At 42.4% G+C, this 12,929-nt stretch carries 12 protein-coding genes; 9 read left to right on the top strand and 3 right to left on the bottom strand.

The genetic code is table 11. From position 1 onward, the window contains the following. Nucleotides 1–153 precede the first annotated feature (153 nt). Nucleotides 154–2,175, top strand: coding sequence for a M1 family metallopeptidase (locus MuYL_RS20170; RefSeq protein WP_094572272.1), 2,022 nt, complete (start codon nt 154–156; stop codon nt 2,173–2,175). A gap of 227 nt (nt 2,176–2,402) precedes the next feature. After that, nucleotides 2,403–3,092 carry a peptidase associated/transthyretin-like domain-containing protein gene (locus tag MuYL_RS20165; protein ID WP_094572271.1) on the top strand — a complete coding sequence of 230 codons (690 nt, stop codon included), beginning with the start codon at nt 2,403–2,405 and terminating at the stop codon, nt 3,090–3,092. A 371-nt stretch (nt 3,093–3,463) separates the two neighbouring features. Here the strand turns inward: MuYL_RS20165 and MuYL_RS20155 are convergent, their stop codons facing one another. Beyond that, a complete protein-coding gene (locus MuYL_RS20155) occupies nt 3,464–5,221 on the bottom strand; it encodes a DUF885 domain-containing protein (protein WP_157740997.1) in 1,758 nt (585 codons plus the stop codon). Nucleotides 5,222–5,452: 231 nt separating this feature from the next. Between MuYL_RS20155 and MuYL_RS20150 the strand changes: the two genes are divergently transcribed. The 7 genes from MuYL_RS20150 (at nt 5,453) to rpsJ (ending at nt 11,543) form a co-directional block, all read left to right on the top strand. Next, nucleotides 5,453–6,295: an oxidoreductase gene (locus tag MuYL_RS20150; RefSeq protein WP_094572268.1), complete on the top strand. Its 843-nt coding sequence runs from the start codon at nt 5,453–5,455 to the stop codon at nt 6,293–6,295. A 164-nt stretch (nt 6,296–6,459) separates the two neighbouring features. Next, the gene (locus MuYL_RS23780) at nt 6,460–6,588 is read left to right on the top strand and encodes a hypothetical protein (protein WP_262493648.1); all 129 of its coding nucleotides are present in this window, start codon (nt 6,460–6,462) and stop codon (nt 6,586–6,588) included. Nucleotides 6,589–7,116: 528 nt separating this feature from the next. Beyond that, nucleotides 7,117–7,830 (top strand): hypothetical protein, encoded by a 714-nt coding sequence (locus tag MuYL_RS20145; RefSeq protein ID WP_094572267.1) that lies wholly within the window; start codon nt 7,117–7,119, stop codon nt 7,828–7,830. Nucleotides 7,831–7,993: 163 nt separating this feature from the next. Then, complete coding sequence (gene rpsL, locus MuYL_RS20140; protein ID WP_073405808.1) at nt 7,994–8,407, top strand: 30S ribosomal protein S12; 414 nt, start codon at nt 7,994–7,996, stop codon at nt 8,405–8,407. 19 nt (nt 8,408–8,426) lie between these two features. Beyond that, nucleotides 8,427–8,894, top strand: a complete 468-nt coding sequence (gene rpsG / locus MuYL_RS20135; RefSeq protein WP_094572266.1) for a 30S ribosomal protein S7 — start codon at nt 8,427–8,429, stop codon at nt 8,892–8,894. 109 nt (nt 8,895–9,003) lie between these two features. Beyond that, nucleotides 9,004–11,115, top strand: coding sequence for an elongation factor G (gene fusA, locus MuYL_RS20130; RefSeq protein ID WP_094572265.1), 2,112 nt, complete (start codon nt 9,004–9,006; stop codon nt 11,113–11,115). Nucleotides 11,116–11,237: 122 nt separating this feature from the next. Beyond that, the gene (rpsJ, locus tag MuYL_RS20125; protein ID WP_022830652.1) at nt 11,238–11,543 is read left to right on the top strand and encodes a 30S ribosomal protein S10; all 306 of its coding nucleotides are present in this window, start codon (nt 11,238–11,240) and stop codon (nt 11,541–11,543) included. Between the two features lie 130 nt (nt 11,544–11,673). Here rpsJ and MuYL_RS20120 read toward each other — a convergent pair whose 3' ends face one another. Beyond that, complete coding sequence (locus MuYL_RS20120; protein WP_094572264.1) at nt 11,674–12,120, bottom strand: hypothetical protein; 447 nt, start codon at nt 12,118–12,120, stop codon at nt 11,674–11,676. A gap of 11 nt (nt 12,121–12,131) precedes the next feature. Next, nucleotides 12,132–12,827, bottom strand: a complete 696-nt coding sequence (locus MuYL_RS20115) for a hypothetical protein (protein ID WP_094572263.1) — start codon at nt 12,825–12,827, stop codon at nt 12,132–12,134. Between the last annotated feature and the right edge of the window lie 102 nt (nt 12,828–12,929).

The raw sequence follows: 12,929 nt of genomic DNA, 5'->3' as shown, positions 1-12,929 counted from the left end.
GCTTGGTTCAGAAGATTTACCCTCAATGCAATCTAAATTAGTCAGCCACTCACTTAATTAACCCGATCAGCTAACACAATGGTAACAATCATTTTACCTGCTGTATCATTCCTCAATTTGTAGTATAATTGCAAATTATAAACTGACCTCAAAATGAAATTAAAACTGTTAGCCGGTTTTGCACTGGCTTTTATTGCTGTAACAGGTGTTAGCCAGGCACAGCAAACCCCCGCAGGGCAAACCACGCCGGCAGCTCCGCCAGCTTCGAACTATGATTACCATGAAGCTTTCGGTCCCTATTTTTACGGAAAAAATGGATCGGAGTACCGCGCGGCCGACGGTGAGCCCGGGCCAAAATACTGGCAGAACCGTGCCGACTATCAGTTAGCCGCTTCGCTTAACGATCAAACCAACGAAATTACAGGATCAGAGGTATTAACCTATACCAATAACAGCCCGCAAAAACTAGGCTACTTATGGATGAACCTGGAACAAAACCTGTTCAGGCAGGATTCAAGGGGAACTGCTATTGTGCCTTTGCTGGGGAATCCTCCAAAGCCAATTAGCCGTAACTGGGGCCGTGGCCAGGATTTTGATGCGGGCTTTAAAATAAAATCGATAAAGCTGGTAGGTCTTAAGGGAGCTACTACCGACCTGAAGTTCCTGGTTTCTGACACTCGGATGCAGGTTTATCTTCCTAAAGAAGTGCCCTCAGACGGTGGCCAGGTGAAATTGAAAATTGAATATTCATTTATACCACCCAATTACGGATCCGACCGTATGGGAATCCAGGAAACTAAAAACGGGAAGATCTTCCAGATAGCACAATGGTATCCCCGTATGTGCGTTTATGACGATATTTATGGATGGAACACCATCCCTTATTCTGGTCCCGGTGAGTTTTACCTTGAATACGGCGATTTTGATTTAAATATCACTGCTCCCGCCAGCCACATAGTGGTAGCGTCGGGCGAGTTGCTTAACCCACAGGAGGTTTATACGCCAATGCAACTGAAACGCTGGGCAGAAGCTGAAAAAAGTGAAAAAACAGTAATTATCCGTTCCGCAAGCGAAGTTACCGACCCGGCATCACGCCCTGCCGGTAAAAAAACATTAACCTGGCACTTTAAAATTAAGAATGCCCGTGATGCTTCATGGGGATCATCGGCTGCATTTATTATCGACGCGGCTAAAATGGACCTGCCAAGCGGAAAAAAATCAACAGCAATATCAGCCTACCCGATTGAAAGCGATGGTGTTAACGCATGGGGCCGTTCAACCGAGTATGTGAAGAAATCGATAGAATACAATTCTAAGCAGTGGTTTGAGTTCCCTTACCCTGCAGCTACTGCTGTTGCCGGTATAGTGGGCGGTATGGAATACCCGGGGATTGTTTTCTGCGGAGCTGGCGCCACCAAAGGAAATTTATGGGGTGTTAACGATCACGAGTTTGGCCATACCTGGTTCCCGATGATCGTAGGCTCGAACGAGCGGATGTACGGCTGGATGGATGAAGGTTTTAATACTTTTATCAATACGCTGTCGACCGCTGATTTTAATAACGGCGAATACAAAGGAAAAGGCAGCATGAATATGCACCGTGCGGGCGCTGCGTTTACTGCCCCCGGGCTGGAGACCATGTTAAGCCAGCCAGCTAACCTTAAAGAGAGAAATACGGGTACTCTGTTATACTCAAAACCAGGCGCCGGCCTTACCATGCTGCGTGAGGTAATACTCGGTCATGACCGTTTTGATTTTGCTTTCAGAACTTACATTGCCAAATGGGCCTTTAAACACCCAACACCTGATGACTTTTTCCGCACCATGGAAAATGCAGGCGGCGAGAACCTGCAATGGTTTTGGAGAGGCTGGTTTATTAACAACTGGCGCCTGGATGTTGCCGTAAGGAGTGTTGAATATGTAGATAACGACCCATCAAAAGGCGCATACATAACTATTGACAACCTGGAGAAAATGGCGATGCCGGTAATATTGGAAGTTAAAACCGTTAGCGGGAAAACTGACCGTGTGAAATTGCCGGTAGAGATCTGGGAGCGAAATAACTCATGGAAGTTTAAATATCCGTCAACCGAAGCTATTGAATCGGTTACCTATGATCCGGACAAAGCGTTGCCTGATTTTAACGAGGCTAACAACGTTTGGACAAAACAGTAGTTAGTGATTGGAGACCAGAGGCTAGAGGTTAGGAGTAAAAGATTAATTCCAAGGACTCCTTTAGCGTAAGCGATTTAGAAAACAAAGACCCGGCAGAAACCGGGTTTTTGTTTTTAAGGTATTTTGAGTGTTAAATAAAATAGGTTGATACAGTGTTGTGTAAAATGTTTAAGTAAAAACCTTTATCATAAAAATTAGGTTTATATTGACAGTGTAATTCATCTGCCATGCAAATAAAAATCGTTTTAGTCCTTTTCTTAAGCCTGATAGCAGGGTCTGTTAATGCGCAGGGCCTTTTAAAAGGTACCGTGTATGACAGCGGGAGCGGCAATAAGTTGTCGAATGTTTTTATAAGAGATAATAGCAGTAAGCAACTGGGTTTAACAGATAAGGACGGTAATTTTACAATTAAGACAGAAACCGGGCACCTGCTGATTTTTGATTGCCCCGGGTATGTATCTGATACTGTATACCTTGTTGACCTTGCCCCTAAAAAGGTTGAGATGATCACTAAAACCATAGCGTTAGGGGAGGTAAAGATCAATTCAAGGCGGCAGGCTTTTGATCCGCATAAAGAATACCCGGAAATTTACACCAAAAGCAAGTTATATGTACTCTCACCAACCACCTGGTTCGGAAAGGAAGCAACAAATGCCAGGCGGCTTAAAAAGTACTTTAAGCGTGAAGAAGAAGAGCGTAAAATTGATGCGGTATTTACAAAAACCTACGTAGGCAGTATTGTGCCCCTAAAAGGGACCGAACTGGATGACTTTATGCTAATGTATCGCCCTACTTATGCTTTTATAAAAGGAAACAACAACGCATCGCTGGCTGTTTATATTAATGACAGCTATAAAAAATATGCTGCCTTACCGCCGGAGAAGCGGAAACCGCAAAGCCTTACGGGGGGGAATTAGTCATTGGGTCATTGGGTCATTGGGTCATTGGGTCATTGGGTCATTGGGTCATTGGGTCATTGGGTCATTGGCATTATGTTAAGTTGGTGCTGCTGGTGAAACAATTATTGATTGGCAGCGGTTGTCATTAAAAATTTGCCGCTATGAAAAAGAAAATAATAACAATGGTATTGCTTACCGCTGCGTTTGCCGTATTAAGTACAAGTTGTGCGCCGCCAAGGCATATGAAACCACCACCGGCGCCCGGAGCGCGTTAATTAATTTTACAAATAAGCCGGCGATGGAAAAATTGCCGGCTTATTTGTTTTTACCCATATTTGGTAACTCACAAAGCAGGGGTTAAATTACTTCCATAAATGTGAAAGCCTCAATTACATTACATCGCCCCAGGTCTTTTTGTCTTTCAGCATTACCTCGCGCAGCAACCTTACCTGTGGGGCGCCATGATTGAGCACTTCATCGTGGAATTTTTTTAGCGAAAAGTTTGTGCCTTCCTGTTTTTCATAGTCAGCGCGTAGCTTTAACAGCTCTAACTTGCCTATAGTATAAAACAGGTAACCCGGGTCAAAGGTACCGCGCAGGGCTTCCTGTCGCGATGGTTTATCGCCCTGGTACCAGTTATCCATAAAAAATTTAGTGGCGTCATCTACACTCATCCCCTGGCAATGGGTTTTGATAGAAACACATAAGCGGCACAAACGCAATAAAGCATCTCCGGACTGGGTAAGCCTGAATTTGGTAGCCCTTACCGTATCGCCATTATGGCCATAACCCTCGTCGGCCATCATTTTTTCGCAGTAATGGGCCCATCCTTCAACAAATGCATAGCTGTTAAAAACCTTTTCGATCCGGGTTGCTGAAGAAGCTGTAAGGTGCAGGTATTGAGTATAATGCCCCGGGTAAGCTTCGTGGATGGTAATGTTATCTGTAGTGTAATAATCAAATTGCCCCAGCCAGTCTTCCTTTTGTTTTGCGGTCCACTTTGCGTCAACAGGGGTAACATAGTAAAAAGCTTCGGTAGCCCTGGTTTCAAAAGGACCGGGATCATCGTTTGAGGCCGTGCTGGTTGCCCGTGCAAATTGCGGAGTTTCCTCAACTTTTAAATTAACCTTGGCTGGCATGGAGACTATATTTTTATCGGTTAAAAATTTGCGGATAGCTTCCACATTTTTCCTTACTTCGGGAATCAGGTTAGCGGCGGTTGGGTGCTCCTTTTGCAGATCGCGGTACACCTCAATCGGTTTTTTATTAGGGTTGACGGTTTTAGCGGCTGCATTAAATACATCCTGCTCTTTTTTTAACTCGGCAAGCCCAATTGCCAATATTTTTTCAGGAGAAAGGGTAAGGCCTTCGCTGTAAAGCAGCATCTTTTTGTAGCTGGTTTCGCCAATAGCGTATTTGTTGGTTGCCTTGGGCAGCTTGCTTTTTTGCAGCCAGGAAACATAATTTTTTATAGCAGCAATGGCAGCGTTATTTGTAGCGTTAAACACGGTCATTAATGAGTCGTTCTTTACCCCTTTTAAGGCGATCTTCAGATCGCCGCCTAAAAAATCGGCCGATCCGTTTGCAATTTCAATGGCAGTTTGAATATATGGTTTCGCCAGCGAGTCTTTTAGATTGCCTTTGGCAGCAGTAAATACATTGGCGGCATTTTTTTCTATCGCTATAATTGATTTAAGCCGATCTTGCAGCGGCGCAAAATTGCGTTTAACATAAATACTTACATCAATTGCCTGCGCGTAGGTCATGGGGTTTTTGTCAAAAGTGCCCATATCCTCAAAATTAAAGATCTCGTTTTTTATAGCCGAACGGAGGATGCGGAAATCATAAAACTGTTTAGGGCTTAACGAGGCCGTATCAGTAACACTTAGCCTTTGATCAAAGTCTTTTAAGCGGCCAAGCTCTTTACCTATTGATTCCTTACTCAAATCTGTTACCTTACCATCATATTGATGGTATCCCAAAGCAACTCCGTTGGCGGGTCGCCAGTCAAGGTAGCCTGAAAGATAATCATCAGCCAGTTTTTGAAATGCGGCATCGCCCGAAACAGGTGTGGTAACGGGCTGTGTTTTATGCTCGCAACTTAATAAAAACGTTATGGGAATAAGCAACAGCGTCAATTTTTTCATAAAAGGATAATTGTTAAAATCGAATTTAGGGTTTAATTGCAAGTTGAGCAAGGGCTCGCAATGTTTAAGCACGTGAAAACTGCTGTTTGATAAATTCTTACCAATATTAAACTCTCCTGACAAACATTCCTGGTGTTAACTGTTATTTTGCTGGTAGCAAATCTACCTGTAATCGTCCTGCCGGCTATTAAACCCGGCAGGATGGTTCATCAACTTTAAAAGATAAATTTCATGAAAAACAAAGTATGGTTTATTACCGGATGCTCCACCGGTTTTGGTCGCGAACTGGCCAAAGAAGTTTTAAAGGCCGGTTACAGGGCCGTAGTAACATCCCGCAAGATCAGCGACGTGGAAGATCTTATCAGAGATTACCCGGATAATGCCATCGCCCTTACGCTTGACGTTACGAAAGAGGCCGAAATAAAGGCTGCTGTTGCCGAGGCTATCCGGCATTTCGGCGAAATTGATGTATTGGTGAACAATGCGGGAATAGGTTATTTTGGCGCGATAGAAGAAAGCGAAGAAGATGAGGTTCGCCGCATGTTCGAGATCAATTTCTGGGGGTTGGCGCATGTTACCAATGCGGTGCTGCCGGTAATGCGCAAACAGCGAAGCGGGCATATCCTTAACGTAGCATCTATTGGCGGCCTGGTTGGTTTCCCGGCGGTAGGCTTTTATAACGCTACCAAGTTTGCTGTTGATGGCTATTCAGATGCATTGTCAAAAGAGCTTGCGCCTTTAGGGATCAGGGTTACCGTAATCTGTCCAAGTGGTTTCCGTACAGACTGGGCCGGCCGCTCAGCCAATAACAGCAAGATAATAATTGACGATTACAAAGCTACTGCAGCAGCTAATAAGGATAATATCCGTGGCTATAGCGGTAAACAACCCGGCGACCCTGAACGCGCTGCAAAGGCCATTGTTAAGGCGGTTGAGTCTAAAAACCCGCCATTGCACTTGCTGCTTGGTAAAGCTGCATTAAAAGGCGCACGCAACAAACTGGAAGTTTTAAAGAAAGATTTTGATGCCTGGGCAGATGTTACCGAAGGTGCTGATTTTCCGGAGGGGGAGTAGTTTGTTTAATCCATAGTTGATGGTCCATAGTCCATAGCAGGAAGATGATAATGTCCTCGCAAGGACGATAATTGATAATCCATCCCGTAATTAATCCTTTTCGTTTTTAAGCCGTCCAACATACAAACACCCGCAGTTGGGTGCAGGCATTAAAGCTTAACATTATGAAAAAGAGATTTGTTGCATTTGCGCTTTTGGTAAGCGCTATAGTATCGGTAACATCCGGCTGTTATGTGGAAGGTGGATATGGCGGACATCCGCACAGGTACCATCATTACCGACATGATTATTAATATAAATAGATTGTTTTAGGATAAGTGAGTGTGTATGGAAAGCCCCGGAGAGATCCGGGGCTTTTTGGTGTGGCCATTGATTTTTAGATTGAATGATTTGGCTGATTACGTTTTAGCGTAGTGATTTTTTTTCGTACTTTTGTATAAGCGTCATCTTATGAAGTTTCCTTTCATTGCGACACAATATTTTCGTCTCCACAATAAAACAAGATTTTTACATTTTTAGGCTCGTTTTTTGATATTTATCTAGGTATAGTATTGATATATAACTTATTAACTTAAAAGCACTGTAATGACCAAAATGCATTTTGCCCGTTTAATGCCTTTTTTAAACACGATCAAAATGCATATTGCCCGTTTTTAGGGTGTTTTGAGACATGACCAAAATGCGTTTTGCCCGTTTTTACCCCCTTTTTAGACACGACCAAAATGTGTTTTTTTCATAGACATCGGGTGTTTGGGTGTAGTAAAAAGTTAATTATGAAACTTTGAGTATATTGGAGCTTGATTTAATAGTTACAACAATAAATGTCTTCCAATAATTTTTATAAAGCCTTTATCATCTCTTTACTGTTAATAGTAGCTACCAATAAGATAGATGCCCAAACGATTGCCGATTATAAAAGTAAACTGAGTCTGCGAATATACCCTGATGAGGCGCTCGTTCAAAAAGGCGGAGTTGATAGTCTGGTGTTCACTGTTGATCTGCCGGGTACCAAAACATTGCTCATGCTTGATTTACCAAATATTTTTGTGCCTGTCCAAAGAAAGGAGTTCGACAAATGGGGTATTACCGCAAGGGATGCTTTCCAAATGGCTCATGAAAATGTCGCGAAGCAAAAAATAGAAAATATTACAAAGGTTTTTGATGTTGATGGCGCGAAGGTTGAATTTAATTTTTTAGGAAATGAAGATTATGCCGCAAGCTATGCACTCAATATAGGAGCAAATAAGCCGGAACTGGTAGGCGAATGGGGCTCGGTTGTAGTAATTCCTAATAGAGGGCTGGTAGTGATTTGTAAAATAAGCCGGGACAAACCCCTTGATTTTGTTAAGTTTATCCAACGCATAAAACCATTAACTGATAGATCATACATTGGGCATCAGAGCCCGGTTTCCAAGCATTTCTTTTGGTACTACAAGGGAACGTTTACCACGATAACGGTTAATGAAACTACAAACGGAGGTATAAATGTAGTTGCGCCGCCTGAGTTAGGCGAACTAATGTCAGTAAAGAAATAATTTATTTGGAAACGCGCAGTCAACCCAAACATTCCCAACCCTTTCACCCTCTATAACTTAAACCGTAAACTTTTTTCAATAACCTATTGAAAATCAAAAAATAAGTCCGTACTTTTGCAGTCCCGAAAACCGGGTTAAAAACAAATAAACAAAAAAAGGAAGAATGCCTACTATTCAACAATTAGTTAGAAAAGGTAGAGTAGCTCTGGTTGACAAGAGTAAGTCGCCAGCGTTGGACAGCTGTCCACAGCGAAGAGGAGTATGCACACGCGTGTATACCACTACCCCTAAAAAACCAAACTCAGCAATGCGTAAAGTTGCCCGTGTGCGCCTTACCAACGGAAAAGAAGTTAATGCTTATATTCCGGGTGAAGGTCACAACTTACAGGAGCACTCAATTGTATTGATCCGCGGCGGACGTGTTAAGGATTTACCAGGTGTACGTTACCACATCATCCGTGGGGCATTAGATACATCAGGTGTAGCAGGCCGTAACCAGCGTCGTAGTAAATACGGAACTAAACGCCCTAAACCGGGACAAGTAGCAGCAGCGCCAACAAAAGGTAAAAAGAAATAATTAAAGGAGGATAGTAATAATGAGAAAGTCAAAACCAAAAAAAAGAATCCTTCTTCCTGATCCAAGATTCAATGATGTTCTGGTAACCAGGTTTGTAAATAACATGATGTATGACGGTAAGAAATCTACCGCATATGCTATATTCTATAACGCCGTTGATATTGTTGAGAAGAAAACCAGCGAAAACGGTTTGGATACATGGAAAAAAGCTTTGAACAATGTAATGCCTGCTGTTGAAGTAAAAAGCCGCCGTGTAGGTGGTGCTAACTTCCAGGTTCCTACAGAAGTTCGTCCTGAGCGTAAAGTAGCTTTGGGTATGAAATGGCTGATCAGCTATGCCCGTCGTCGTGGTGAAAAAACCATGATGGAGAAATTAGCAGGTGAGATCATCTCAGCAGCTAAAGGTGAAGGTGCCGCAGTGAAGAAAAAAGAAGATACGCACAAAATGGCTGAGGCTAACAAAGCGTTCTCACACTTTAGATTCTAAAATTAGATTACACCGATTTAATAATACGATTACACCGATTATTTATGTTTACATTTTAATAATCGGTGTAATCATTAAACCAAATTGGTGAAATCCAAAAAAAACAAAGATGTCAAGAGATCTAAGATATACAAGAAACATAGGTATTGCCGCTCACATTGATGCCGGTAAAACTACAACTACAGAGCGTATCCTGTACTATTCTGGCTTTAGCCACAAAATTGGCGAAGTTCACGAAGGTGCAGCTACAATGGACTGGATGGCGCAGGAGCAGGAACGTGGTATCACTATCACTTCGGCTGCTACTACTATCGACTGGAAATACAGGGGCCACTCATACCATATCAACATTATTGATACCCCGGGACACGTGGATTTTACCGTTGAGGTAAATCGTTCATTACGTGTACTGGATGGTTTGGTGTTCTTGTTTTCTGCCGTTGATGGTGTTGAGCCACAATCAGAAACCAACTGGAGACTTGCAAATAATTACAACGTTGCCCGTATAGGTTTCGTTAATAAAATGGACCGTTCAGGTGCCGACTTTTTAAATGTTGTAAAACAAGTAAAAAGCATGTTAGGCAGCAACGCTGTTCCGCTTCAGTTGCCAATTGGTGCAGAAGAGAACTTTAAAGGTGTTGTTGACTTAATTAACTGGAAAGGTATTGTTTGGAATGAGCATGATAAAGGTATGACCTTTACTGAAGTGCCTATTCCGGAGGATATGCTGGAAGAAGCAACTGAGTGGAGAGAGAAATTGCTTGAATCAGTAGCTGATTATGATGAGAGCCTGATGGAGAAATTCTTTGACGCTCCTGAAACAATTACTGAGCGTGAAGTGCTTGACGCTTTACGTAAAGCTGTTTTGGACGCTAAGATTGTTCCTATGGTTTGCGGTTCATCTTTCAAAAACAAAGGTGTACAAACCATGCTTGATTATGTGATGGAATTACTTCCTTCACCAATGGACGTTGATGGTATTGTGGGTACAAACCCTGATACCGGCGAAGAAATTGTTCGTCAGCCATCAGAAAAAGAGCCATTTGCTGCATTAGCGTTTAAAATTGCAACCGATCCTTTCGTAGGCCGTTTGTGCTTTATCCGTGTGTATTCAGGTAATCTTGAGGCCGGTTCATATGTGCATAACATGCGTTCAGGTAATAAAGAACGGATCAGCCGTATTTTCCAAATGCATGCTAACAAGCAAAACCCTATCCCTAATGTAGGTGCAGGTGATATTGCTGCGGTAGTAGGCTTTAAGGATATTAAAACAGGTGATACCCTTTGCGATGAGAAACATCCGATAGTTCTTGAATCAATGAACTTCCCTGAGCCGGTTATCGGTTTAGCTATTGAGCCTAAAACACAGGCTGACGTAGATAAATTAGGTATGGCTTTAGGTAAATTATCAGAAGAGGATCCTACTTTCCGTGTAAACTCTGACGAAGAAACCGGCCAAACTGTAATTTCAGGTATGGGCGAGCTTCACTTGGATATTATCATGGACCGCTTAAAACGTGAGTTTAAAGTGGAAGTTAACCAGGGTGCTCCGCAGGTTGCTTACAAAGAAGCAATTACAGGTACTACACAACACCGTGAAACATATAAGAAACAAACTGGTGGTCGTGGTAAATTTGCCGATATCCAGGTTATTCTTTCGCCGAATGATGAAGGTAAAGAAGGCTTACAATTTGTGAACGAAATTTCAGGTGGTTCAATACCACGTGAGTTTATCCCATCTGTTGAAAAAGGCTTTGCAGCTTCAATGGTAAATGGTGTATTGGCAGGCTATCCGTTAACCAGCTTAAAAGTTCGTTTAATTGATGGTTCATTCCACGCAGTCGATTCAGATGCGCTATCTTTCGAGTTAGCTGCAAAGATGGCTTATCGCGAGGCATTGCCAAAATGTAAACCGGTATTGCTTGAGCCGATCATGAAAATTGAGATCTTAACCCCTGAAGAAAACATGGGTGATGTTATCGGTGACATGAACCGTCGTCGTGGCCAGCTTTTAGGTATGGATTCACGTGCAGGTGCACAGGTAATTAAAGCTACTGTACCACTTTCAGAAATGTTTGGTTATGTAACCCAGTTACGTACCATCACTTCAGGTCGTGCTACTTCAACTATGGAGTTTGATCACTATGCTGAAGCGCCACGTGCCGTACAGGAAGAAGTAGTTGCCAAAGCAAGAGGCAAAAGAGCTGCTGCTAATGCGTAAATAAGTGATTGGTTGATTGGTGATCAGAGATTAGTTTTTGAACCCAATCAACTTTTTAAATACAATAAATAATCAATTGCTCTAACAAATAGCTCTTAGAGTAATTACAAAACAAAAACAAAATGAGCCAAAGGATCAGAATTAAATTAAAATCGTACGATTACAACCTGGTTGATAAATCAGCTGAGAAGATCGTAAAAACAGTAAAGCCTACGGGCGCTGTAGTAAGCGGACCGCTTCCATTACCAACTGAAAAGAAAATTTTCACGGTATTGCGTTCGCCGCACGTAAACAAAAAAGCACGTGAGCAATTTCAATTATGCTCATACAAGCGCTTATTGGATATCTACAGTTCAAACTCAAAAACTGTTGATGCTTTAATGAAGCTTGAATTGCCAAGCGGTGTTGAAGTTGAGATCAAGGTGTGATAGTACCGGAAGATCATATAAAAAGGCCATTCTGAAAACAGTGGCCTTTTTTAGTTATAACGTAACCATTAACTGATCTTGTTAGCCTCGCTGGATGGTACGCGCATAGTTTCTTTACCAGGATAACATGTTAAAAAAGCTCAACCTTACCGTTATTTGCCAGAAACTCCAGCCAAAGCGCCTCCAGTTCATCAACCAGTTGTGGCTTTATGGAAATGCCGGATGCCTGCGGTGTCCAGTTTTGAGCGGCGAAGTTTCCTGTTTTTAAAACATCCATTGTGAGGATAGATTCCTTATCCGGGTTGAGTAACACATCAAGAGTAATATTTATGCGATAACGCAACCTGCCATTCCGATATACCTGGTAAGGTGTTGAGGTAATAAAACCGGAAGCAAAAATACCCTTGGGCGCTAAGCCAAGCCTTACGATGTAAGCCCTGTCGCCGGGTTGAATAGTCTTATGGCTGGCTACGCTCCAGTTTTCTTCAAACTTGCCGTCAACAAGCTTTTTGATATCTTCGTCAAGTCCGGGCCATTCCCACTTCAAAGGGTTCCATCCAAACAGGTAAGCTTTCATGTTAGCTTACTTTATGATCTGCCCATCAGCTCATCTACCTTATTTCGCTCCGTTTGCAGCTCGCGGGCAAGTTTCTTTTCTTTTTCGTTAGCCTTGGCTTTGTAGTTTTTAAACTCTTCATCAAGTTCGTTATAGAGGTTTATACGGTACCTGGCTTCGCGGCTGTGGGCGCCTGATCGGAAAATGACCACAGCTGCGGTAGCACCAAGGATAATTACAAGGCCCCACATTATCAGGTTGTAGGCAGATTTGTTGATGTACATGCCAAGGAAATTTACAGAGTTAACCCTGGCGTTTGACTGCGCAAGAGATTGCTCCTTTTCACTTACGCTGCTTTGCAGGTTGCTGGTTGTTTTGGTTTGTGCGGCAAGTTTTGTTTCGGCTTGCTGTAATTTAAGGCGGTCAGCATTGATAGTATCTTTCAGATTTTTATATAGCGAGGAAACAAACGGTTCCTGGTAATGGTATATTTTGGTTAGCAAGTACTTGTATTGGCCGTTAAGCGATTTATCCCGCATCAGTATGGTATCTTCCTTTGTCGGTTTATGATATTTAAAAGGGGGGGCTTGCCTAATTTGAACAGGCGCAGGTTTAGCAGGAGGAATTTGATTAGATAAATTTTTATTGTTAGCTGAAAAAACCTGTGCGGCACCCAACAAAATTAAGGTTATAAAGGTGAATAATCTTACAATAAAAAAGTTCTTCATGGTATTAATTTAGTTCAACAATATTAACAAAACAGGAGTTTAAAGGTTTTTATTGTGCAAAAAGCCTCTTTTATAAAGGCGAATGTAAGGTTTAGTACGGAA

This window comes from Mucilaginibacter xinganensis, assembly GCF_002257585.1.
GTDB classification, from domain to species: domain Bacteria; phylum Bacteroidota; class Bacteroidia; order Sphingobacteriales; family Sphingobacteriaceae; genus Mucilaginibacter; species Mucilaginibacter xinganensis.
Note: the sequence above shows the minus strand (reverse complement) of the source record. Positions and strands in the feature narration are given on the sequence as shown.